Annotated in this window: 24 protein-coding genes; 9 read left to right on the top strand and 15 right to left on the bottom strand. The window is 55.2% G+C overall.

What is annotated here, in order from left to right; translation table 11 throughout:
- The first annotated feature begins 13 nt into the window (after positions 1-13).
- Together ACXKZD_RS03570 and hemW are read left to right on the top strand one after the other, a co-directional pair.
- The gene (locus ACXKZD_RS03570; RefSeq protein ID WP_010671072.1) at positions 14-607 is read left to right on the top strand and encodes an XTP/dITP diphosphatase; all 594 of its coding nucleotides are present in this window, start codon (positions 14-16) and stop codon (positions 605-607) included.
- Positions 600-1,739, top strand: a complete 1,140-nt coding sequence (gene hemW / locus ACXKZD_RS03565) for a radical SAM family heme chaperone HemW (protein WP_022623847.1) — start codon at positions 600-602, stop codon at positions 1,737-1,739. The genes ACXKZD_RS03570 and hemW overlap by 8 nt, the downstream gene beginning before the upstream one ends.
- A gap of 36 nt (positions 1,740-1,775) precedes the next feature.
- Here the strand turns inward: hemW and ACXKZD_RS03560 are convergent, their stop codons facing one another.
- The 3 genes from ACXKZD_RS03560 to trmB form a co-directional block, all read right to left on the bottom strand.
- On the bottom strand, positions 1,776-2,492 hold the full coding sequence (locus tag ACXKZD_RS03560) for a YggN family protein (RefSeq protein WP_010248885.1): 717 nt from the start codon (positions 2,490-2,492) through the stop codon (positions 1,776-1,778).
- Positions 2,493-2,557: 65 nt separating this feature from the next.
- The gene (locus ACXKZD_RS03555) at positions 2,558-2,884 is read right to left on the bottom strand and encodes a YggL family protein (RefSeq protein ID WP_003853403.1); all 327 of its coding nucleotides are present in this window, start codon (positions 2,882-2,884) and stop codon (positions 2,558-2,560) included.
- Positions 2,884-3,603 (bottom strand): tRNA (guanosine(46)-N7)-methyltransferase TrmB, encoded by a 720-nt coding sequence (gene trmB / locus ACXKZD_RS03550; protein ID WP_010248887.1) that lies wholly within the window; start codon positions 3,601-3,603, stop codon positions 2,884-2,886. The genes ACXKZD_RS03555 and trmB overlap by 1 nt, the downstream gene beginning before the upstream one ends.
- 154 nt (positions 3,604-3,757) lie before the next feature.
- On the opposite strand from trmB, the gene mutY reads away from it, so the two are divergent.
- From mutY to mltC, 3 genes are read left to right on the top strand one after another with little or no spacing between them, the layout of a single operon-like run.
- Positions 3,758-4,843 carry an A/G-specific adenine glycosylase gene (mutY, locus tag ACXKZD_RS03545; protein WP_033780716.1) on the top strand — a complete coding sequence of 362 codons (1,086 nt, stop codon included), beginning with the start codon at positions 3,758-3,760 and terminating at the stop codon, positions 4,841-4,843.
- Positions 4,843-5,115: an oxidative damage protection protein gene (locus tag ACXKZD_RS03540; RefSeq protein ID WP_003853409.1), complete on the top strand. Its 273-nt coding sequence runs from the start codon at positions 4,843-4,845 to the stop codon at positions 5,113-5,115. The genes mutY and ACXKZD_RS03540 overlap by 1 nt, the downstream gene beginning before the upstream one ends.
- 54 nt (positions 5,116-5,169) lie before the next feature.
- On the top strand, positions 5,170-6,249 hold the full coding sequence (mltC, locus tag ACXKZD_RS03535) for a membrane-bound lytic murein transglycosylase MltC (protein WP_033758737.1): 1,080 nt from the start codon (positions 5,170-5,172) through the stop codon (positions 6,247-6,249).
- 939 nt (positions 6,250-7,188) lie between these two features.
- Here the strand turns inward: mltC and ACXKZD_RS03530 are convergent.
- Positions 7,189-9,342 carry an ornithine decarboxylase gene (locus tag ACXKZD_RS03530; protein ID WP_022623848.1) on the bottom strand — a complete coding sequence of 718 codons (2,154 nt, stop codon included), beginning with the start codon at positions 9,340-9,342 and terminating at the stop codon, positions 7,189-7,191.
- Positions 9,343-9,907: 565 nt separating this feature from the next.
- Between ACXKZD_RS03530 and acuI the strand changes: the two genes are divergently transcribed.
- Positions 9,908-10,891, top strand: coding sequence for an acrylyl-CoA reductase (NADPH) (acuI, locus tag ACXKZD_RS03525; RefSeq protein WP_187485076.1), 984 nt, complete (start codon positions 9,908-9,910; stop codon positions 10,889-10,891).
- Positions 10,892-10,918: 27 nt separating this feature from the next.
- Here the strand turns inward: acuI and ACXKZD_RS03520 are convergent, their stop codons facing one another.
- Entirely contained in the window at positions 10,919-11,416 is a 498-nt protein-coding gene (locus ACXKZD_RS03520; protein ID WP_488981870.1) for a CinA family protein, read from the bottom strand.
- A gap of 574 nt (positions 11,417-11,990) precedes the next feature.
- On the opposite strand from ACXKZD_RS03520, the gene ACXKZD_RS03515 reads away from it, so the two are divergent.
- On the top strand, positions 11,991-12,287 hold the full coding sequence (locus tag ACXKZD_RS03515) for an Rdx family protein (protein ID WP_010248912.1): 297 nt from the start codon (positions 11,991-11,993) through the stop codon (positions 12,285-12,287).
- Between the two features lie 8 nt (positions 12,288-12,295).
- Here ACXKZD_RS03515 and ACXKZD_RS03510 read toward each other — a convergent pair whose 3' ends face one another.
- The 8 genes from ACXKZD_RS03510 to ACXKZD_RS03475 all read right to left on the bottom strand — a co-directional run bounded on the left by ACXKZD_RS03510 (position 12,296) and on the right by ACXKZD_RS03475 (position 19,278).
- Positions 12,296-12,835 carry a PadR family transcriptional regulator gene (locus ACXKZD_RS03510; RefSeq protein ID WP_010671082.1) on the bottom strand — a complete coding sequence of 180 codons (540 nt, stop codon included), beginning with the start codon at positions 12,833-12,835 and terminating at the stop codon, positions 12,296-12,298.
- Between the two features lie 72 nt (positions 12,836-12,907).
- Entirely contained in the window at positions 12,908-13,690 is a 783-nt protein-coding gene (locus tag ACXKZD_RS03505) for a siderophore-interacting protein (RefSeq protein WP_488981869.1), read from the bottom strand.
- 331 nt (positions 13,691-14,021) lie between these two features.
- Positions 14,022-14,216, bottom strand: a complete 195-nt coding sequence (locus tag ACXKZD_RS03500) for a hypothetical protein (protein WP_010671084.1) — start codon at positions 14,214-14,216, stop codon at positions 14,022-14,024.
- A gap of 218 nt (positions 14,217-14,434) precedes the next feature.
- The gene (locus tag ACXKZD_RS03495) at positions 14,435-15,304 is read right to left on the bottom strand and encodes a helix-turn-helix domain-containing protein (RefSeq protein ID WP_245115998.1); all 870 of its coding nucleotides are present in this window, start codon (positions 15,302-15,304) and stop codon (positions 14,435-14,437) included.
- A 218-nt stretch (positions 15,305-15,522) separates the two neighbouring features.
- Positions 15,523-15,696 (bottom strand): DUF2474 domain-containing protein, encoded by a 174-nt coding sequence (locus tag ACXKZD_RS03490; RefSeq protein WP_010671086.1) that lies wholly within the window; start codon positions 15,694-15,696, stop codon positions 15,523-15,525.
- A gap of 1 nt (position 15,697) precedes the next feature.
- Complete coding sequence (cydB, locus tag ACXKZD_RS03485; RefSeq protein WP_010248926.1) at positions 15,698-16,702, bottom strand: cytochrome d ubiquinol oxidase subunit II; 1,005 nt, start codon at positions 16,700-16,702, stop codon at positions 15,698-15,700.
- Position 16,703: 1 nt separating this feature from the next.
- The gene (locus ACXKZD_RS03480) at positions 16,704-18,116 is read right to left on the bottom strand and encodes a cytochrome ubiquinol oxidase subunit I (protein WP_010671087.1); all 1,413 of its coding nucleotides are present in this window, start codon (positions 18,114-18,116) and stop codon (positions 16,704-16,706) included.
- Between the two features lie 781 nt (positions 18,117-18,897).
- Positions 18,898-19,278, bottom strand: coding sequence for a winged helix-turn-helix transcriptional regulator (locus ACXKZD_RS03475; protein WP_010248931.1), 381 nt, complete (start codon positions 19,276-19,278; stop codon positions 18,898-18,900).
- Between the two features lie 98 nt (positions 19,279-19,376).
- Here ACXKZD_RS03475 and ACXKZD_RS03470 point away from each other — a divergent pair, with 98 nt between their 5' ends.
- Entirely contained in the window at positions 19,377-20,234 is an 858-nt protein-coding gene (locus tag ACXKZD_RS03470; protein WP_488981868.1) for an SDR family oxidoreductase, read from the top strand.
- A 351-nt stretch (positions 20,235-20,585) separates the two neighbouring features.
- Complete coding sequence (treF, locus tag ACXKZD_RS03465; protein ID WP_045139632.1) at positions 20,586-22,244, top strand: alpha,alpha-trehalase TreF; 1,659 nt, start codon at positions 20,586-20,588, stop codon at positions 22,242-22,244.
- An 80-nt stretch (positions 22,245-22,324) separates the two neighbouring features.
- Here treF and ACXKZD_RS03460 read toward each other — a convergent pair whose 3' ends face one another.
- Both ACXKZD_RS03460 and ACXKZD_RS03455 read right to left on the bottom strand, forming a co-directional pair.
- Positions 22,325-22,831 (bottom strand): ferritin-like domain-containing protein, encoded by a 507-nt coding sequence (locus tag ACXKZD_RS03460; protein ID WP_033758779.1) that lies wholly within the window; start codon positions 22,829-22,831, stop codon positions 22,325-22,327.
- Positions 22,832-22,841: 10 nt separating this feature from the next.
- Positions 22,842-23,324 (bottom strand): YciE/YciF ferroxidase family protein, encoded by a 483-nt coding sequence (locus ACXKZD_RS03455; protein ID WP_033758778.1) that lies wholly within the window; start codon positions 23,322-23,324, stop codon positions 22,842-22,844.
- Positions 23,325-23,546 lie beyond the last annotated feature (222 nt).

Below are 23,546 nucleotides of genomic sequence, written 5' to 3'. Positions count from 1 at the left end.
AACTGGAACTGTTATGCAAAAAGTTGTCCTCGCAACCGGCAATCCCGGCAAAGTGCGTGAACTGGCGGAGTTACTCTCCGCCTTTGGTCTGGATATCGTCGCACAGACCGACCTTGGGGTTGAATCGGCGGAAGAGACCGGCCTGACCTTTATTGAGAACGCGATTCTCAAGGCGCGTCACGCGGCACAGATCACCGGATTACCGGCCATTGCCGATGATTCCGGCCTGGCCGTGGATGCGCTGGGCGGCGCGCCCGGCATCTACTCGGCGCGCTACGCCGGTGAAGAGGCCAGCGATCAACAGAACCTGGAGAAGCTGCTGCAGGCGCTGGAAAACGTGCCGGACGGTCAGCGCCAGGCACAATTTCACTGCGTGCTGGTCTATCTGCGTCATGCGGAAGATCCGACCCCGCTGGTGTTCCATGGCAGCTGGCAGGGTGAGATCACCCGCGCCGCCGCTGGTGCCGGTGGTTTTGGTTACGACCCGATTTTCTTTGTCCCGGCACTGGGTAAAACCGCGGCCGAACTGAGTAAAGCGGAAAAAGGTGCAGTTTCTCACCGGGGTAAAGCATTGACGCTGTTGCTGGAAGCGATGCGTAATGCCTAATCTGCCGCCGTTAAGTCTCTATATCCACATTCCGTGGTGCGTACAGAAATGTCCCTACTGTGATTTTAATTCCCACGCGCTGAAAGATGAGGTGCCGCACGTTGAATACGTGCAGCACCTGCTGCGCGATCTGGAGAGCGATTTACCGCTGATCAATGGCCGGGAAGTGCGCACGATCTTCATCGGTGGCGGCACGCCCAGCCTGCTGAGCAGCAGCGCGATGCAGATGCTGATGGATGGTGTGCGGGAGCGTCTGACGCTCTCGCCCGATGCGGAAGTGACCATGGAAGCCAATCCGGGCACCGTGGAAGCGGACCGGTTCAGCGCCTATCAGCGCGCCGGTATCAACCGTATTTCGATTGGCGTACAGAGTTTCAGTCCGCAAAAGCTGCAGCGCCTTGGCCGCATTCACGGCCCGGAAGAGGCGGTCCGCGCCGCTGAACTGGCCGAGTCGCTCTCGCTGCGCAGTTTTAACCTTGACCTGATGCATGGCCTGCCCGATCAGTCGCTGGAAGAGGCGCTCGATGATTTACGTCAGGCGATTGCGCTTAATCCACCGCATCTCTCCTGGTATCAGCTCACGATTGAACCCAACACCCTTTTTGGCTCACGCCCGCCGGTGCTGCCGGATGATGATGCGCTATGGGATATTTTCGAACAGGGCGATCAGCTGCTGCAGGCTGCCGGTTATCAGCAGTATGAGACCTCTGCCTACGCGAAGCCGGGTTATCGCTGTGAGCACAACCTCAATTACTGGCGCTTTGGCGACTATCTGGGGATTGGGTGTGGCGCACACGGCAAGCTGACGCAACCGGATGGCCGCATAGTCCGCACGGTGAAAACCCGTCATCCGCGTGGATTTATGCAGGGGAACTACCGCGAAAAGCAGTATGACGTTGCCGATAGCGACAAGCCGTTTGAATATTTCATGAACCGCTTTCGCCTGCTGGAAGCCGCGCCGCGCGACGAGTTCAGCCGCTATACCGGTTTATCAGAGCAGGTGATCCGTCCGCAGATGGATGCCGCGATTGCCGCTGGTTACGTGACTGAAACCGCGGAGCAGTGGCAGATTACGGAGAAAGGGAAACTGTTCCTGAATTCGCTGCTGGAGCTGTTCTTAGCGGAAGAGTAACAAAAGCGCCTCAGCCCGACAGGCTGAGGCGTTGACCTATTTTTTCAGTGCGCCGGTAAGCTGTTTACGCTGATCTTCCAGCGAAATAACGCGATTACACACCTCGTGACCGAAGTTCTGGAAATCCTGCTCCTGCTTACTCCACTCAGCCTGAATCGACTGCTGCAACCCGCCCAGATTACCCATAATCGCCTGCAGCGGATTACTGCCGCCGCTGCCCTGCTTACTGCCCATCTCGTTCAGGCTATCCTGCATCACGCCGCCAAGGGTCGACTGCACCAGCCTTTCACCTTCGGCGCGAACCTGATCAATCGCCTGATGGTGGAACGTCAGCCCATCTTCACGGTGTTCAATGATGCGGTTCATCTGCTGTTTCAGCTGACCATTCAGCGTGGTCAGGCGATTACGCACGTTGCTGTCGGTGCCCAGTTTTTCAACGATGACCTGATCCAGTGCCGCACGCCCTTTCTCCAGACGTGATGTCGCCCCGCTGTCGATCCACGGCAGATCGCGACGCAGCGCGTTCTGATAGTCGATCGCTTTCTGGCGTCCGGCCGTATCGAGCGTGACCTTCTGTCCATTGAACTGCACGTCGCCCTGCGGCGAGATTTCCATATTGCCGTTGGCACCGACCACCTGCACGCTCTGCGGCTTAATCACTACATCGTCCTGCGGCTTAACGCTGCATTCATAGGCTGCCTGAGCCTGGGTTGCTGCCACCAGCAGCACAGCAAGAAGCGCTTTACGCATCATATCTACTCCCTAAGATCGGGTCTGAAACCCTTTGATCGGGCCTCAGCCCGACACTGTGTGACGACTTAGTCCCACCAGACGTCAAAGAGTTCAGTCATCTGAACGTCCTGCAGCTTGCGATCTTCCAGCCATTTACGAACCAGAGCACGATGCTCATCGGTGCATTTGCCGGTTTTCTGCAGGCAAACCAGACCTTCCCACACCAGGTAACCGCTGCCATCGAAGGCCAGGCCGTTAGGGTCGATCGCTTCATTGATGAACTGATTCAGCGTCTCATCAATTTCGCTTTCGCTGGTGCCTTCCGGGAAGCGCCAGGCAACCGAGAAGCCCAGTTCCTGAAACTCATCAATGTGCAGTTTTTTACGTAAACGGCGGCTGCGTTGTGTGGCCATTATTTCACCCTCTCAAACATTAAATCCCATACGCCGTGGCCTAAACGCTGCCCGCGCTGCTCAAACTTGGTCAGTGGACGCGTCTCAGGACGCGGCACATAATTCTGTTGTTCTGACTGGTTGCGGTAACCATCGATGCTGTTCATCACTTCCAGCATATGCTCCGCGTAGGCTTCCCAGTCGGTCGCCATGTGGAAAACGCCGCCCAGCTTCAGTTTACGCATCACCAGCTCGGCAAAAGGCACCTGGACGATACGGCGTTTATTGTGACGCGCTTTATGCCACGGATCGGGGAAGAAGAGCTGAACCATGCGCAGCGAGTTATCCGGAATCATCTTCTCCAGCACTTCCACCGCGTCATGGCACATCACCCGAAGGTTCTGCACATCGGCTTCTTTGGCGGCGGCCAGACAGGCACCCACGCCCGGCGCATGCACTTCAATTCCCAGGAAGTTCTGATGCGGCGTGTTCTGCGCCATCGTTACCAGCGAAGCGCCCATGCCAAAGCCAATTTCCAGCGTCACCGGGGCTTCGCGGCCAAACAGCGCGGGCAGATCGACAGGCTCCGGCTGATATTCCACCCCCATGACCGGCCACAGGGTGTCCAGCGCCTGCTGCTGGCCTTTGGTTAAGCGGCCCTGGCGGCGCACAAAGCTGCGGATCCGGCGTAATGGCCGCCCGTTCTCATCAAATTCTGGGGTGATGACGTCATTAATCATGTAAAAGCCTGCTGGTTAGCCTGTTCCGGGAAACGGGCATTATGCAAAGTTCATAAGCAGAAGCAAGCCTTTGCAATCTTCCGGTTTACACCCAGGTGCGCATGTGCTGGAATTCCTGCCTGAGTGTAGAGTAAACACGGAAAATTTCCTTCTTATGATGCAAGCGCCGCAGTTCGCGCAACAGGTGCTGGACTGGTATCAGCGCTTTGGTCGCAAAACCCTGCCGTGGCAGCTGGAGAAAACGCCTTACAAGGTGTGGCTCTCCGAAGTGATGCTACAGCAAACCCAGGTTGCCACGGTTATTCCCTATTTTGAACGCTTTATGGCGCGCTTCCCCACGGTTACCGATCTGGCTGCGGCTCCGCTGGATGAGGTGTTACATCTCTGGACCGGCCTCGGCTACTACGCCCGTGCGCGTAATCTGCATAAAGCCGCAAAGCAGATTGTCGAGGTTCATCAGGGCGAGTTCCCGCGTAATTTCGATGATGTCTCTGCCCTGCCCGGCGTAGGCCGCTCCACGGCGGGCGCGATCCTGTCGCTGTCACTGGGGCAGCATTTCCCGATTCTGGATGGCAACGTCAAGCGCGTGCTGGCCCGTTGCTATGCTGTCAGCGGCTGGCCGGGTAAGAAAGAGGTCGAAAAGCGGCTCTGGCAGATCAGCGAAGAGGTCACACCCGCCGAGGGCGTCAGCCAGTTTAATCAGGCGATGATGGATCTGGGTGCTATCGTCTGTACCCGATCAAAGCCGAAGTGCGAAATCTGCCCGCTGAACAGCGGTTGTGAGGCGTATGCCAGCAGCAGCTGGGCGAGCTATCCCGGTAAGAAGCCTAAGCAGGTGCTGCCAGAGCGCAGCGGCTGGTTCCTGATGATGCAGGATGGTGATGATGTCTGGCTGGAGCAGCGCCCGCCTGTGGGCTTGTGGGGCGGCCTGTTCTGCTTCCCGCAGTTCACAACGGAAGCGGCGATGACCGACTGGCTGGCGGCCCGCGGCATCCATGCAAAACCGCAGCAGCTTACTGCGTTCCGTCACACCTTCAGCCATTTCCATCTCGATATCGTGCCAATGTGGCTGACGTGGCCTTCTGTCGGGGCGGCGATGGATGAAGCAGGCGGTCTCTGGTATAACTTAGCGCTGCCACCATCTGTGGGATTAGCCGCACCCGTTGAGCGCCTGTTACACGAGCTGCGCCATCCCCGACAACTGGCTTTGAACAGTTGTGAGATTAATGAGGAAGAATAATGAGCCGCACTATTTTTTGTACTTTTTTACAGCGCGACGCGGAAGGACAGGATTTTCAGCTCTACCCGGGCGATCTGGGTAAGCGCATTTACAACGACATTTCTAAAGAAGCCTGGCAGAAGTGGATGGCGAAACAGACCATGTTGATCAACGAGAAGAAGCTCAACATGATGAATCCCGAAGATCGTAAAGTGCTGGAGAAGGAGATGATCAATTTCCTGTTCGAAGGTAAAGACGTTCATATCGAAGGCTATACACCGCCAGAAGCGTAAACATTCCGGGCCTCATCGCTGAGGCCGGTTATCCAGGTCAGGCTTGCACTCCCAATGAATAAAAAATTAATCGCCCTGCTGGTGATAGCACCACTTTTGGTTTCCTGTTCCGGGTCAAAGAAACAGCAGTCCCACGAGGAGTGGGTAAAAGATACCAACGCCTTTGATATTCTTATGGGGCAGTTTGCTCATAATATTGAGAATATCTGGGGTATCAATGAGGTCCTGATCGCCGGACCCAAAGATTACGTCAAATATAGCGACAACTATTACACCCGCAGCCACATTAACTTTGAAAGCGGTAAGCTGACCATCGAGACGATTTCTGGCACCGATCCTATGGCCAGCCTGCGTCAGGCAATCGTGACCACCCTGTTGATTGGCGAAGATCCGGGTAATGTCGATCTCTACTCTGACGCCAACGATATTGAAATCAGTAAAGAGCCGCTGCTGTATGGGCAGGTGCTGGATAATACCGGTCAGCCGATTCGCTGGCAGGGTCGCGCGGAAGCTTTTGCTGACTATCTGATTCAGAATAAATTGCAGCGCCGCACCTCGGGTCTGCATGTGATTTACACCATTTCGATTCCGATGGTGCCGAACCACCTGGATAAGCGTGCGCACAAATACCTGCCGATGGTGCGTAAAGCCGCCGATCAGTATGGTGTCGATGCCTCATTGATTCTGGCGATTATGCAGACCGAGTCGAGCTTTAACCCCTACGCCGTGAGCCATTCTGATGCGCTGGGTCTGATGCAGGTGGTGCAGCATACTGCCGGTGTTGACGTGTTCCGCATGAAGGGTAAATGGGGCAAGCCGAGCCGCAGCTATCTGCTGGATCCGGAGAACAATATTGATGCGGGTACCGCTTATCTGTCGCTGTTGCAGCGTAGCTATCTGGGCGGCATTCAGGATCCGGTGTCACGTCGTTATGCGGTGATCACCGCCTATAACGGCGGCGCAGGCAGCGTGCTGCGCGTCTTCTCCAGCGATAAAGATCGAGCGTTTTCGATGATTAACGGCATGTCACCGAGCAAGGTTTACCAGACACTGGCGAACCAGCATCCGTCGGCGGAATCGCGTCGTTATCTTTATAAGGTGAGTACCGCGCAGAAGAGTTATCGGGGATTCTGATGGGCTCAGCGCTAAAGCGGGGAGTTCGCTGCGCGAACGGGCTTAGGTGCAGCGCCTGAAGCTGGGATTGTTCGCTGCGCGAACAGGCTGAGGTGTAGCGCTTGGCTGCTGGGATTTTTCGCTGCGCGAACAGGCTATGAGAAGGTTTCGTTCGCTTAGCCGCGGGTATGCACTGAGCGGGTTCCGCCCGCCAGGCGGTCAGGAGTTTCAGATCGCCCGAGCAGGCGGACGTATTAAGGGGCGGACGCCCGCCCCTTAATAATCCCGGCGTCCGGCTGCCTGCGCGCCCCGCTGTGCGGGGTACCTTCGTCACGCCCTGCAGCCGACGGACCGTCCGGACTCGCCATCCCTGGCTCGTGCCGTCCTTTCGCCGACGTCCTGTCGGCTCATCCTGGCCTCCGGTTGTTCCTCAGCGCTTCGGACGCCTCTCCCAAACCCCCGCCTGTAATTATCTTTTCATTTCGCTGTTGCCGTGCTGTCTGATGGTCTGATAGCGAAGACCATCCCGGAAACTTACAGCGACAGCGAACCTGCCATAAAAAAACAGAGATAACAGCGAGGGGGGTAGGGAGGCCGTCAGAACCGCTGAGCGGATGAGGGATTTCAGGACGAGCGACAGGGATGTCGCGAAGAGGCGGGTTCGCGCCATGGATGGCGCGTCCCGCCGGTCCGTGAGAAATCCTGAAGTAGCGAAGGGACCGCGAAGCGGCGGTGAAGCAGGCCGGAGCCCGGGGTCAAGGGGGCGCGGCGACTGGCGCCCCCTTGTCGGTCGCCTGCAGAGGCGAATCTGAAACTGCCCGGCTTACCAGGCGAACGAAAATCTCTCATAGCCCGTTCGCGCAGCGAACCCAGGGCCTGCCAGGCGAAACCTTCTCAGCCCCGTTCGCGCAGCGAACAAAAAGGCAGGCGGGCCGCTACCCGCCTCTGCCTACGCTCAGATCAGCGCCCCACTATCATATTGGCCACCAGATACTTCCGTCCCTGGTCATCCTCTTCGGTGTAAACGCCCTGCAGCTCTGGTGAGAAGCCAGGCAGCAGATTAAGCCCCTCTTCCAGCGCCAGGAAGTAACGCTGCACCGCGCCGCCCCAGACTTCCCCCGGGACGACGCACAGCACACCCGGTGGATAAGGCAGTGCACCTTCCGCGGCAACCCGGCCTTGCGCTTCGGCTATCGGCACCAGCTCTACTTCGCCGCGAATATAAGCCTGATGCGCATCCTGCGGATTCACCCTGACCGGCGGGAACTCCGCGGCGCGGAACATCAGGCGCTGCAGATCCTTGACGTTGTGACTGACGTAAAGGTCGTGCATCTCCTGACAGAGGCGACGCAGGGTATACCCGGCATAGCGTTCGGCATTTTTGCGGTAAATGGTCGGCAGCACTTCGGCCAGAGGCGCATCCTCTTTGACGTGCTGCTCGAACTGCGCCAGCATCGCCACCAGATTGGCCATCTTCTCCGGACTCTCTGCCGGGGTCAGCAGGAACAGGATTGAGTTGAGATCGCACTTCTCCGGCACAATGCCGTTTTCGCGCAGATAGTTCGCCAGAATGGTCGCCGGAATCCCGAAATCACTATACTCACCGCTGGCCGCATCAATCCCCGGCGTGGTCAGCAGCAGCTTGCAGGGATCCACCCGATACTGATCGCGCGCATAGCCCGCGAAACCGTGCCACTTCGCCTGCGGTTCAAAGCTGAAGTAGCGCAGATCGCGGGCGATCGTCTCAGTGGGCGCATCCTGCCAGCGCTGGCCATCTACCGTCTCCGGCACAAACGGCAGGATCATCTCACAGCGATCCAGGATCGCTTTACGCGCCTCAATACCCAGCGTGACGCACTCATCCCACATGCGACGCCCCGCTTCGCCCTGATGCATTCTGGCGTTGATATCCAGTGCGGCAAACAGCGGATAAAACGGACTGGTTGATGCGTGCAGCATAAAGGCGTTATTCAGTCGCTTATGCGGGCAGAAGCGGCGCTGTCCGCGAATATGATTATCTTTTTTATGGATCTGCGAAGTCTGCGAAAAACCTGCCAGCTGCTTATGCACTGACTGCGTGACAAAAATGCCGGGATCGTTCTCATTCAGTTGCAGGGTCAGCGGCGAACAGCCTTCCATCAGTGGAATGAACTGCTCATAGCCGAGCCACGCGGAATCAAACAGGATGTAATCACACAGATGGCCGATGCGATCCACGACCTGGCGCGCGTTGTAGACCGTGCCGTCGTAGGTGCCCAGCTGGATGATCGCCAGACGGAAAGGCCGCTCTTCAGCCGCGCGCTGCGGAGCCACGGCCGCGATCTGCTCGCGCAGATAAGCCTCATCAAAACAGTGCGCGTCAATGCCGCCAATAAAGCCGAAAGGATTGCGCGTCGCTTCAAGATAAACCGGGGTCGCGCCCGCCTGAATCAGCGCGCCATGATGGTTCGACTTGTGATTGTTGCGGTCGAACAGCACCAGATCGCCACGCGTCAGCAGCGCATTGGTCACCACTTTGTTGGCACTTGAGGTGCCGTTGAGCACAAAGTAGGTTTTATCGGCGTTAAACACCTTTGCCGCATACTTCTGCGCATCTTTAGCCGAGCCTTCGTGGATCAGCAGATCGCCCAGTTTGACATCGGCATTGCACATATCAGAGCGGAAAACATTCTCGCCGTAGAAGTCATAAAACTGTTTGCCCGCCGGATGCTTTTTAAAGAACGCACCGCCCTGATGTCCGGGACAGGCAAAGGTGCTGTTCTGCATATCGACATAGCGGGTCAGCGTCTCGAAGAAAGGGGGCAGCAGCGCCGCTTCATACGCCTGCGCAGCCGCTTCCAGCGCGATCCACTCCTGCGGATCGCCATTCAGCTCACCGCTGACGCCGGGCAGGTGCATCACCTCTTCTTCAAACGCGTTAGCGACAAATACCGGCAAATTAAAGCCGGTATGACGTAGCAGCGCCAGCACGCCGCTACGGGTATCCGCCAGCGAGACGACAACCGCCGCCACATCGGTGAAGTCGGTGTTATCCAGCGTCACCACGTCTCGCGCAGTGTTCAGGGTCAGACTGGGTGCCACAGCGGCGCTGGCAGCAATTTTTAGTGGAGTCATAACAGAATCCCTAACGTCAGGGAGGAAGTGCCAGAGGCACAATTATGGGGACAGTGCCCCGGCGAATACTTAACAGTCAGAAGGCGTTACGCAGCCCGTGGAGAGCAGATCCATAGCCGCTGCCCGGCTGGCCTCACCGCATGGTGAATAACGGAGATATCGGAAAAGAGGAAAACCCGGTGAGCGCCGGAAAAAGCGAACGGTAATCCGGGCGGATGCGCGGTGAACCGGACATGGCGACGTCCTCTGTGGCAAAGAAGCAGGGTCAAAAAGTGGCGGTCATAATGTCATCTTTTTCAGGCATGGACAACCCGAACCAGGTAATTATTCAGTCACATCCTTAGCATGTAACAATATGATTTTTATAGTCTATTTATCATAAAAAATTCATAATGCGACTAATTATCTGAATTATATGCAGATTTATGCACTTAACTCACTGCCGCTGTCAGCCTGTTTTTCCGCTCGTGTTGTCTCCATTGCCTGCAGACGCGACCATTGCCCTACCGCATTGCATCTGCCAGGCGTAAACTGATCTTCTCTTTCCCACTCTGCCGGAGGCTGCATGTTCAAGGCACTGGTCATTGAAAATGACGAACAAGGTTACCGTTCCCTGCTGAAAGATCTCCCCGAATCTCAACTGCCCGACCACGATGTCACGCTCGACGTCAGCTACTCATCCCTGAACTACAAAGATGCCCTGGCTATCTGTAACAAAGGCCCGATTGTGCGCCAGTTCCCGATGGTGCCAGGTATCGATTTTGTTGGCCGGGTGACGGCCAGCCGCCATCCCGACTGGAAAGAGGATGATGTGGCACTGCTGACGGGCTGGGGCGTGGGCGAAAAACAGTGGGGCGGCCTGGCACAGAAAGCCAGCGTCAGCGGCGACTGGCTGGTGCGCCCGCCCGCCACGCTGAGTCCGCTGCAAACCATGGCAATCGGTACGGCGGGACTGACCGCAATGCTCTGCGTGATGGCGCTGGAAAAACAGGGCATCACAACTGAACAGGGGCCGGTACTGGTAACCGGTGCCAGTGGCGGCGTCGGCAGCTATAGCGTCAGCCTGCTGGCGCGTCTGGGTTATCAGGTGATCGCTTCCAGCGGGCGCACCAGCGACCATGCCTATCTGATTGATACGCTAGGCGCGGCATCGGTCATTGACCGTGAAGAACTCTCCCAACCCGGCAAGCCACTGGCAAAAGAGCGCTGGGCCGCCGCGATAGACAGCGTAGGCAGTCACACCCTGGCGAATGTGCTGGCCGCCACCCAGCGGGACGGCGCGGTTGCCGCCTGTGGTATGGCGCAGGGACTCGACCTGCCAGCCAGCGTCGCACCCTTTATTTTGCGTGGCGTTACGCTGGCCGGTGTTGATAGCGTGATGTGTCCGAAGCCGCTTCGTCAGCAGGCGTGGCAACGACTCGGTGAGCTGATGGATAGCGAACGGCTCAGTAAGCTGAGCCGGGTGATCCCGCTAAGTGAAGCCAGAGAAGGTGCGCAGGCATTGCTGGATGGCAAAGTGCAGGGTCGTCTGATTGTCGACTGCCGCTAAGCCTGTTTAAAGGCGCGTTTCGCGCCTTTAACGATCGGCTCGCTGCAGCCGTTTTATAAGTCCTTCCAGCGCGAACTGTGTCCCCTGCTCCATCACCGATTTCGGATCGCCGCTGAACTGATGGCACTCCGCTTCGTCTCTGCCGTCGGGCAATACCCAGCCAAACCAGATGGTGCCCGCCGGTGTACCATCTTCGCCGCCATCCGGTCCGGCATAGCCGGTAATGGATAATCCCACCGGCTCGCCGGAGCGGGCGCAGGCGCCCTGCACCATCTCCCGCGCCGTCTGTTCGCTCACCGCCGTATGCTGTTTCAGCGTGTCAGGGCGCACCCCCAGCAGACGGATTTTGGCATTTTCGCTGTAGGTCACAAAGCCGCTGGTATAAAAGTCTCCGCTGTTTTCCACCGCGCCCAGCGTCATGCTGATCAGCCCGGCGGTACAGGATTCGGCGGTCGCCAGATGAAGTCCGGAAGAGAGTAAAATATTCCCCAGTTGCTCAGCGGTCTGATCTAATGATTTTGCCATTATGGTCTCCTTGAATCTGTCCGGAACTCCAGGTATAGCGCAAAATCAGCGAATAAAACCGCGCAAGGCGATGTTTTTAAAGCGAAACGGTCGGATTTACCCGCAGAATAACGGTCACTTTACTCGTCGCCTCTATCCCTCAGCAATAGAGGATGGGAGCTGTGCGTCAGCATTTTTTGAATCTTTGTTCGGTACTGTGGTTTCAGTTGTCAGCGCGGGTCACCCCGCCGGATGGCCTCTCTGCGACAGATGCACAGGCGGCCTGAAACAGGGTGGCGAGCAACATCTGCTAAAACTGACGCGGTTGCGTCAATCTCCGAAAACGTGGTGACATAGGCGCGAATTGCCTGATTAATTGTTAGTATTCGCTCACTTGCTTGCTGGCATCACAAAAACGGCTCTGCATAAAAGCCGTAAAAAAAGCAGAACAGCATGTGGATGAAGTAAAGATCGCACCTGGTCAGATGCAATTAAGCATTTTTTTAAATAGATTTATGAATTCATAAATAACCACAGCGCACAAATTGTTAACCCGAATGCATTGGCATTTATCAACACGTAAAGGAATAGAGTTATGGCGCAAAAACCTGTGGTTGTTATTCACTACTGTATGCAATGCAACTGGCTGATGCGGTCAGCGTGGATGGCACAGGAACTTCTGCATACGTTCGCTGAGGATCTGGCGGAGGTGACGCTGAAACCGGGCACCGGCGGTATCTTTGAGATTACGCTGGATGAGCATCTGCTGTGGGAACGTAAGCGGGATGGTGGCTTCCCGGATGCGACCACGCTGAAACAGCGTGTACGGGACATCTGCTTCCCGGATCGTACGCTGGGCCACATCGATAAACACAAAACTGAAGTCAGCTAACTCCGCGATTAGCTGAGGGTGATTTTTTCTGCCGCGTCGTGCAGCGCCTTAATCAGCGTCTGCAGCGCGGCTTCTGAGATATCTTCCTGCGCAAGCCGCCGGTTCAGCGCGACCTTCAGCCCATGAATCGCCTGCTCAACAGCAGGAATGCTGCGGTTATTGACCAGAATTGCCAGCGTAGAGAGACGTGTAATCAGGCTGCTGACCGTTTCACGGTTCTCTGCCAGCTGCGCTTCTCCCGCTGCCGTCAGGCGGTAGGCTTTACGCGTTGCCTGCGCATCCACCACCTGAATCGCCTCCATCTCTTCCAGCAGCGTCAGGTTGGGGTAAATGATCCCCGGACTGGGCGAATACTCTCCCTTTGACAGCTCCTCGACAGACTTGATCAGCTCATAGCCGTGAGCGGCATTCTGCGCCAGGAAATGGAGCATCAGCAGGCGAATCTCGCTCGCTTCCAGCATCTTTTCACGTCGCTTGCGCCGTCCGCTGCAACTGCCTGCGCGCGCAGTCTGATCGTCAGATGAAGTGGAAGTCGGATGCTGTTTCATGGCCTGCCCTGCTGCGAAAAAGTGGGATTGATGGTAGTGCGCCGCCTGGCAAAACTCAATTGCCTTAGCGACTTACTTCTGGTGCCAGTAGGCCACCGCCCGTACGAAGTCACTGTTGAGGCCGCGCTGCACCGTGAAGTAGTCACACAGCGCTTTAACAAACTCACCTTCGCCGGTCAGCCAGACAAAGTAATCTTCCGTCGGGATAGTGATCTGATCCAGCCGGGCAATCAGCTGGCTGAGCTGCGCTTTCTGCATCTGGCCGCTGCCGAGCCAGTTTGTCGTCACATCAGCCGTATCAGATAAATAGTCGCGGCCCGTCGCTTCATCGGTAAAGGCATAGAGATGCAGCGCCTGCGCCCGGGCGTCACGCTGACGGCGCGCAAAAGCCGGCAGCCCGGTTTCATCACAGACATAGAGCTGGAATGCGTAATCGGTCGGCACCACCAGCGAGCCGCGTGGCCCGCCGACAATCAACCGATCGCCAGGCTGCGCCTGAGTTGCCCAGTCACTGGCTACGCCCTGCTCATGAATATAGAAATCGAGGGTCAGTGAAGATTCACCATCGAATTCCAGCGGTGTGTAATCACGCGCCTGCGGACGCACCCCTTCCGGCCAGACAATCCCCGCATCGGTGATTTGTGGCAGAGCCAGTGTGGCTCCTTCAGCGGAAGGGAAGAAAACCTTAATGTGGTCATCAAAGCCTGACGACGTAAAGCCCGCCAGATCGCTGCCGCTGAACCGGATACGCCAGAATTTACCGGCAATGTTAGTTTTACTTGCGACCTGGATATGGCGGAAACGCAATTCATTACGGACGCGCTGTGGTACACGCTGATCGGCTGATACAGGCAAAATTTCTCTCCTGAAACGGGATGGATGCCCGTGACTCAAGGGCATGCTGATAATAATGGAATAACAATCATTCTCATCTGAAGTGCCAAGATTAGCTATGATATATCTTCACTACAAGAACGAAAAATGCGATCCAGCGGATTAAGATATATTTTATGCCGGTACGGGTGTGCGTAGTGCAGACGAAGAGCGGCCCTGATAAGAGCATTCAGAGAGAGGTAAGCAGCAGGTGCGGCGTGTTTACGGGGGCAGGCAGAGAAGGCGGAAACTGTCCGGCTCCTGACGAGCCGGGCATGATGTTGCGCCGCACATTCTGGCAGCGCGTGACCACTTACAGTGTGTCGTTGAATCCTGAGAGGGAAGGATTGCTGCTGGTGTGTTCCGGCAGCTCACCATCACCCAGAATTTCATGCTGGGTGGCCTGAGAGTGCGGATGCAGTCCGGCAGGAGGTGAAAAAGGTTCAGCCTGTTGTGCCATCGCCATGACAGGCAATGCCAGGATCAGTGAAATCATTAAGCGTCGCATAGTTGTCTTCGTTTGTTTTTTTGACCAGAAAAGGCCTGAAATGCAGGTAAATATTCCAGCCCTGGCACAGATGCACGATGATTCAGGCATGGCAGGGTTTCGGGAGAGGATTTTACGCCAGAACGGCGAGTTATTTTATAAAATCGTGCGGTTTGTCACGGTTTACCGCACGAATTATGCATTAACAGGGTCGGGAGTCACTCGCCCTGCCCTGCTGGCTACGCCTGCATCACCGGAATAGAAAAAACGCCGCTCAGCCAGTCGGGCTTACAGTGCACAAAATCGAGACGCAGCAGATCTTTACCCGGACGACGTGACACACCCAGTGCTGGCAGATGCTGATAGTAGATATCCTCGATAAAGCGTGTCAGCTGCTCCGGGCTGCCGCTCCAGCGGATCGACGCATAGAGTCCTCGAACCTCGCTCCAGCTGGCGGTGTTGTCACCCAGCAGCCCGGCATGTTGCGGCTCCAGCGCCTGAAACAGGCTGATATTTTGCTGATCAGCAGAGCTATGGCCGGGGCCATACTGAAAGCCTAACCAGCCCTGCGACAAGCGGCTGCCCGCCAGCGTCACCAGTTGCCGCGCCTGTTCAGCCACCCGGTGATCGCGATCGGCAATGTAATCGCCAAACTTACACTCCCACTCCAGCGTTTCTCCGCACAGATGCAGCTCTTCCTCACGCTCCACCAGCGTTGCACGCTCTGCCAGCGATCGCACCAGAATGCGGCCATGGAAGTTTTTAACCGGCAAATGGGGAATACGGCGAAACGCGCCAGGCGTCAGCGAAAAGTGACCTTTGAATACCCGGGTAAAATTTTGCTGGTTATCAAAACCAAAACGTACGGCGATATCGATCAGCGTCATGCGGGTCAGACGCAGCGCCATAGCGGCCATCGTCAGACGCCGTTTACGGGTGTAAGCCGCCAGGGTCTGTCCGGTCATCTCCTTAAACATGCGCTGCATGTGCCATTTGGAATAACCTGACTTGAGGGTAATCTGATCGATATTAAGATCGTCGGTGAGATTGGCTTCAATCCACTCGACCAGATCGTTGATGTGCTGTTTTTTAATGGCCTGACTGAGCATGATGGCGATTTACGACGCGGGTTAGGACTGGGATTTCAGTTACAAAAGGATAACAAAAATCGCAAATCGGTGTAAGGAAAGGGTAAGCATTGCGCGCCCGTGCAGGGCGTTTCCGCATTAATTGCTTAGGTTACTAACTAAAAAAGGCTGACTGTCGTCAGCCTTCTGATTATTGATAAAAACTGCGCCGGATAGCTGTAAGACGGAGCCTGCGACAACTAATGACTGCGCATTCCGGCCGCTGTCATCATCATGCGGAACAGCGAGGCGACAACGCCTAGCGCCAGTACGCTGGCGGCATAGATAAACACCAGCCACATCACACGCTTCCACCATGGCGCTTTCGTTTCTTCATTGTGATTGTGGTCTTTCATGCTGCTGAGGCTTTTCATATCAATGATATCCTGCGTCTGCTTTGATTTTTCCACGGAACACGTAGTAGCTCCAGAAGGTGTAGCCCAGGATCATCGGGATAATCAGCAGGCTACCCACCAGCATAAAGGCCTGGCTCTGCGGCGGTGAGGCGGCAGCCCAGATGGTCACTGATGGCGGAATAATGTTTGGCCAGATACTGATGCCCAGCCCGGAGAAGCCCAGGAAGATCAGCGCCAGCGTCAGCAGGAACGGTGAATAGTGCGCCTCGCGCTTAATGGCGCGCACAATGCCCCAGGAACAGAGCAGCACCAATACCGGAACCGGCAGGAACAGGAACAGGTTGGGTTTGCTGAACCAGCGATGCGCGATATCCGCATGCGCAAACGGTGTCCACAGGCTGATGATGCCGATAATCACTAACAGCGCAATCACCAGCGGCGTAGCCAGCGCAGACATTTTACGGTGCAACTCATTCTCGGTCTTCATGATAAGCCAGGTGCAGCCCAGCAACGCGTAGGCAACAACCAGACCCACGCCGCAGAACAGCGGGAACGGTGCCAGCCAGTCCATTGCGGAACCGGCAAAACGACGTCCCTCAACCGGAATACCATCCAGCAACGCACCCACGGCCACACCCTGACTGAAGGTGGCGATGACTGAACCGGCAATAAACGACTTGTCCCAGAACGCCCGATGGCCTTCTACCGCCTTGAAACGGAACTCAAAGGCGACTCCACGGAAAATCAGGCCAATCAGCATAGCGGTCAGCGGAATCGACAGCGCATCGGCAATTACCGCATAGGCCAGCGGGAACGCGCCGAACAGGCCAGCGCCACCCAGAACCAGCCAGGTTTCATTTCCGTCCCAGACCGGCGCGACGGTGTTAACCATCATGTCGCGCTCGCCAGCATCTTTATTGAACGGGAACAGCAGACCAATACCCAGGTCGAAGCCATCCATCACGATATACATCAGGGTTGCGAAAACGATAATCGCAAACCAGATAACGGAATAATCGATCATCTTAGTGGTCTCCATCCTTAAAGGTGGCAGCGGAAAGCGGACGCGCCGGGGTTTTCTTCTGACCAGGACCACCCTCTTCGGTGATATGGCCTTCGCCGGTAACCGGTCCCTGCTTAATCAGACGCATCATGTAGTGATACCCCACGCCGAACACCGAGCTGTAGACCAGAATAAAGGCCAGCAGGCTGATGCTCATGTGCATATCCCCATGTGCCGAGACCGCATCAATCGTGCGCTGCACGCCATAGACCACCCACGGCTGACGACCGATTTCAGTGGTAAACCAGCCTGCCAGAATCGCAATCAGACCCGACGGCCCCATCAATAGCGCAAACCACAGGAAAGGACGCGACTCATAGAGACGCCCTTTAAAACGCAGCCACAGGCTGACTACGCCCAGCGTAATCATCAGCAGGCCCAGCGCCACCATCACGCGGAAGGACCAGAAGATGACCGTTGAATTAGGCCGGTCCTCTTTCGGGAAGGACTTCAGCGCCGGGACCTGCTTGTCCAGGCTATGCGTCAGAATCAGGCTGCCAAGATAAGGCACCTCCAGCGCATATTTGGTACGTTCCTGCTCCATGTCGGGGATCCCGAACAGGATCAGCGGTGTGGCTTCCCCCGGTGGGTTTTCCCAGTGCCCTTCAATCGCCGCGATTTTGGCAGGCTGATGTTCCAGCGTATTCAGACCATGAGCATCACCAATCATCGCCTGAATCGGCGCGACAATCAGCGCCATCCACAACGCCATTGAGAACATCTTGCGGATAGCGGGATTGTTATTCCCCTTCAGCAGATGCCAGGCCGCCGACGATCCCACAAAGAAAGCACTCGCCAGGAACGCCGCTACAGACATATGGAACAGGCGATAAGGGAATGAGGGGTTAAAGACGATTTTGAACCAGTCCTGCGGAACCACGATGCCATTCTGGATGATGTAGCCCTGAGGCGTATGCATCCAGCTGTTAGAGGCCAGGATCCAGAAGGTGGAAATCAGCGTACCAAGGGCGACCATGCAGGTGGCAAAGAAGTGCAGCCCGGGACCCACGCGATTCCAGCCAAACAGCATCACGCCCAGGAAGCCCGCTTCCAGGAAGAACGCCGTCAGTACTTCATAGGTCAGCAGCGGACCGGTAATACTGCCAGCAAACTCCGAGAAGCCGCTCCAGTTCGTCCCGAACTGATAAGCCATGACCAGTCCTGATACCACACCCATGCCGAAGTTAACGGCAAAGATTTTCGACCAGAAGTGGTAGAGATCGCGATAGGTGTGATCGCGGGTTTTGAGCCACATACCTTCGAGCACGGCCAGAAAACTGGCGAGACCGATGGTGATGGCGGGAAAGATAATATGGAAGGAAACAGTAAATGCGAACTGAATCCTGGCCAGATGAAAGGCATCTAATCCGAACATTGCTTACCTCTTTGCCACATAGAACACCATGTATTTACTTATAATTAACAACTTAAGCCTGATGCGCCTGGTTCTCTGCGCTTATTGAAATTCCCGCCGCAAATTTAAAACTATTCGCGGCGAGGAAATAGAAACAGTGGGGTTAATGAAAACTATAACAGTCTTTATTGATTCTGATCATTGTTTTTGACGGGAATTATTTATTTAAAAATAAGGCCTAAAGGTTAATCAGAGCGTGTTTATGTGTCGTTAATGTTACGGTAATTTGTACTTTAAAAATCGATCGCGCTAAAGCGAACCTTGCCCGAAAATTGCCTTCAACAGGCTGTTTTCAGGCACTATTTTGTTATAAACCCTGATTGAGCAAAGGTCAAATTTAAGAGGCTCCAAATTAAATACCCTTATTTTTTAACAGGTTAAAAGAGTAAATAGTTACCTCTGCCGCTTTGTTTGCTTTTTTGCTTTTTCCTGGCTAATGCAGCTATAACTTCTGACAGAAAATACGCAGAACGGCGCTTTTAAGCGCCATCAGAGATGTTAATAAAATGAGTCAAAAAGAAGGTATGAATTAACAGCGCGCTGCGGGCAGTCGATTATTCCGGGCCAGAGATTCATAAAACGATTTAATAACCAGCAACCGTGCGAAAAGAGCGCCGGGATTATTTGCGCTGCCGTTACGTTATCGCGCTTTCAGGAAGTGAGATGACAGACAAATGGGGTCAGAAATTTTGCAGCGAGTATACCCATGCCGTCACGTTATGACGGCTGATACAGGGAGGTTTTACTCTGCCGCAGATTTTTCGCGCTGTGCCAGAATCCGGCTCAGGTTCAGCTCCAGCCAGTCAGCCAGTCCCACAACCTGTTCACCGACTTCGCGTCCAAGCGGGGTTAAGCGATATTCCACGTGCGGTGGCACCACATCGTAGGCGATACGCTGCACGAAGCCATCTTCTTCCAGGTAGCGCAGATTCTGCGCCAGCATCCGCTCGCTGACGCCACCGACCGTCCGGCGCAACGCGCTGAAGCGCAGCGTCTGGTCCTGCAGGGCCAGCAGAATTAATACGCTCCAGCGGCTGGTTACGCGTTTCAGCACGTCGCGTGACGGGCAGTTGACGTTGAGCAATTCGCCGCGAATAAATTTTTCACTCATTTTTTCAGACATTTAACTTATCCACCTCAAACTAACAATTCTGTAAGTACTTACTAAAAATTAGTTTATACACTAGTCTGAATTTCACCAACAGCCACAGGAGTATTAACATGATTGCAGTTACAGGTGCCACCGGCCAGCTGGGCCGTTTCGTGATTGATGCATTACTGAAAAAAGTCCCGGCGGGAGAAATTATTGCCGCCGTCCGTACGCCTGCCAAAGCGGCCGATCTCGCAGCGCTGGGCGTCATTATCCGTCAGGCCGATTATGGTCAGCCAGAGACGCTGGAGGCCGCTTTTGCAGGCGTGGATAAGCTGCTACTGATCTCCGGTAGTGAAGTGGGCCAGCGTGAAGCGCAGCATAAAGCCGTCATTGAGGCTGCTCGGGCGGCGGGCGTGGGCTTTATCGCTTACACCAGCCTGCTGCATGCGGATACCTCGCCGCTGGGCCTGGGCGCTGAACACCGCGCAACAGAAGCGCTGCTGAAAGCCTCTGGCATCCCGTTCGCCCTGCTGCGTAACGGCTGGTACAGCGAGAACTACGCAGCCAGCATCCCACCGGCGCTGGCGCATCATGCGTTTATTGGCGCAGCGGGTGAAGGTCGTATCGCCTCGGCAGCGCGTCAGGATTATGCTGAAGCGGCGGCAGAAGTGATGACCCGTGAGGATCAGGCGGGCAAAGTGTATGAACTGGCAGGTGATGACAGCTACACGCTGGCGCAGTTTGCTGCGGAGATTGCCGCACAGAGCGGTGAAAAGATTGATTACGTCAATCTCTCTCAGAGTGAGTTTGCGGCGGCGCTGAAAAACGCAGGCCTGCCAGAAGGTCTGGCGGAAATGCTGGCGGATTCTGATGCCGGTGCAGAGAAAGGCGGTTTGTTCGATGACTCCCGTCAGCTGAGCCAGCTCATCGGTCGCCCCACCACCACCTGGCAGGCAGTCATTCGCGCGGCACTGGCGAACCATTAATTCTGTCTCTCATGAGCGGGCAAGCTGGTCCGCTCACCTCACCTTCCTGCCCGAATTCCCGTTGGGTATGCCACTTTCTGCACTCTTTGCGGCTGCGGTTTCTTTTACAAAATGTGAATAAATGCCAGTTTTCTTCAGGTTAAATTTTTTTATTCAGGTCGCTAAGAGATTCATCTGAAATGCGTTTTTTGTGAACAGCGTTATATTTGGTTGAATTGTCTGGAATTTATCCAAAAACCTCGATTAATCGACAATATTTATTACGTTCATAGATATTCTGCATTGTTGTTCCGGGGGAGGAGAGGTCTATAATTTGTCCTTTGTGCAACCACGACCGCTCAGGAGGCCGTTATTAATACCCATCGCCAGCAACAAAATGCACTTGAAGAGGTTCGTGCCGGGGCGGAAGTTGAGTATCAATACGATCCCCATGAACTGAAGCTGGATCGCATGCAGGATTCTGAACCGGAGCCGGAGCTGATTGAAGGCTTGCCGGCGCCGGATGCGCTGACCCCTGCCGATCGTTATCTGGAACTGTTTGAACATGTTCAGATGTCGCGGATTTTCGAGGACAGCAAAACCTTCCCCGACTGTTCGCCCAAGTACGATCCGCTGGATGTGCTGATGCGCTATCGTCGACAGAAACGCAGCAGTGACTTCGACCTGTCGCGTTTTGTCGCCGATCACTTTTATCTGCCTGGCGTAAACGAAAGCTTTTATGTCTCCAACCCGGATAAAACGCTCAATGAGCATATCGACGACCTGTGGCCGGTTCTGACCAAAATGCCGCAGCAGCATATGCCGCACTCATCGCTGCTGCCATTACCCAAACCCTATGTGGTGCCGGGCGGACGTTTTGGCGAAACCTACTACTGGGACTCTTACTTCACCATGCTCGGCCTGGCAGAATCGGGCCGCGACGATCTGCTGCGTCACATGGCGGATAACTTTGCCTGGCTGATCGATAACTACGGTCATGTGCCAAACGGCAACCGTACCTATTATCTCAGCCGCTCGCAGCCACCGGTGTTTGCCCTGATGGTTGAGCTGTTCGAAGAAGATGGCGTGCGCGGTGCTAAGCGCTATCAGGAACAGCTGATGAAGGAGTATCAGTTCTGGATGGACGGTGCCGGTTCACTGATGCCGAACCAGGCTTATCGTCACGTGGTGCGGATGCCAAACGGCTCACTGCTGAACCGCTACTGGGATGACCGCGATACGCCGCGTGATGAGTCATGGATCGAAGATGTGGAAACCGCCCGCGAATCGAAACGTCCAGCCAGCGAAGTGTATCGTGACCTGCGTGCCGGAGCGGAATCGGGCTGGGATTACTCCTCGCGCTGGCTGCGTAACCCGAAACGGCTGTCGAGCATCCGTACCACGCAGTTTATTCCTATCGATCTGAACTCGTTCCTGTACAAATTGGAGCTTATGATCGCCACCCTGTCGCACGCGAAAGGCGAAGAGCTGACCGCGCTGGCCTGGCAGAAAAAAGCGGAAGCGCGCAAACGTGCGATTACCCGTTATCTCTGGGACAGCACCGCCGGTGTGTTCCGTGACTACGACTGGCGTCGGGAGCGTTTCGGTGCCTTTACCGTCGCCTCCGTGGTGCCGCTGTTTGTCGGTCTGGCGACGCCGCATCAGGCGCACCTGCAATCGATCTCGCTACGGCATTTGCTACTGAGCAACGGCGGCCTGCTGACCTCAATGGTGGAAAGCGGTGAGCAGTGGGATCGACCCAACGGCTGGGCACCGATGCAATGGATGGCGGTTGTTGGCCTGAATAATTACGGTGAAGAGACGCTGGCGACTGAAGTGGCAGTGAACTGGCTCAACACGGTCAACAACTTCTATCAGTTGCACCATAAGCTGGTAGAGAAGTATGACATCAGCGGCGAGCGCGCTCGTCCTGGTGGCGGTGGTGAGTATCCGTTACAGGATGGATTCGGCTGGACTAACGGCGTCACACGTAAGCTGATGACGATGTATGGGCATTTAATGGCTGACTGAGTAGCGCAGCCTGTAAACCTTTAAAACGCAAAAAGCCGGGCTATCCCGGCTTTTTCATGTTTCATGCAGGCTATTAAGCGCTACTTCTTCGCTTCAGTGCCTGGTTGTGACGCCCGTTGCAGGAACTGCTGTGTCACTTCAGGCAGGTGCTGCAGCAGCCACTCCGCCATCGCCACTTCCTGATCGCGGATCTCATTCAGTATGCGTACGCCCTGCGCATCACCGACCTGCTCAGCCGCGGCGATCAGGCTGGTGTAGCTGGCGATCTCGGCATTTTCGAATACATAGCCACTGATAGCGCCCTTCACCACTTCATCTGAGTTAAACATGCCGCCCACGGCCTGGCCGGTGGCTGCCATTTTGCCCATCGCATCTTTCATTACAGAGTGATCGATACCGTGGCTGTCGAGCAGCTGTTCCAGCAGAGTCAGCTGATGTTTAGTTTCATCCAGATGTTGCGCCAGACGCTGTTCCAGCGCCGGATAGTGTTCAAGACGACCTGACATCTTGCTCAGCATGCTTTCTGCTTGTTTTTCCATCGCATGCGCATCGCGCAGCCAGTCGTGATAATGTTCAATCGCAGTCATGTGTTGCTCCTTAAGAGACGGTAATAGACTCGGCTACCGAGGTGAGCTTCTCATCCGTTTGCTTCTCTTCATTCAGGGTTTCTTCCAGCAGCTGTGCGGCTTTGGTGTAACCCAGCTTCAGCGCCAGCGCATGCAAAGTGCCGTATGTAGCAATCTCATAGTGCTCAACTTTCTGCGCCGCACCGATCAGCCCCTGATCGCGAATCTCGCCTTTCTCGACCGAGTCGATAATTTCCTGCGCTTCTTCAACCAGACCTTCCAGCGCATGGCATTTCATTCGTTTGATTTTGACTTCAGGTGTTACTTCCACCAGTTCGTCGAGTCGTTCAATCTGAGCACGGGTCTCTTCCAGATGCTGATTAAACGCAGCGATAAGATTTTCGTCACTGGCTGCACGCGCCATTTTAGGCAATGCACGGGTTATCTGCTTCTCAGCGCTGTATACATCGGATAAGTCATGGATGAACAGATCGTTTAACGTTTTCACTGTCATAAGATAGCCTCATTGATTAAAAAGCTGCGTCTGTAATAACGCAGCGCCAGTCATATCGTTGACACCTGAAAAGTCTAGTGGAGATTCTTAATATCGCACGCAGCATCAGTATGAATTTAAGACAAAAGTGGTATATAAAATGCATTTTCCTTTTTACAGCAAAGATTTAGCTGAATAATGTTTTTATCGTTGCCGCTTCGTTAGCTGCGCTGGATTTTGTAC

The organism is Pantoea sp. ABR1s (genome assembly GCF_057812235.1).
The sequence above is the reverse complement of the archived record's forward strand: the minus strand, read 5'-3'. Positions and strand labels throughout refer to the sequence as shown.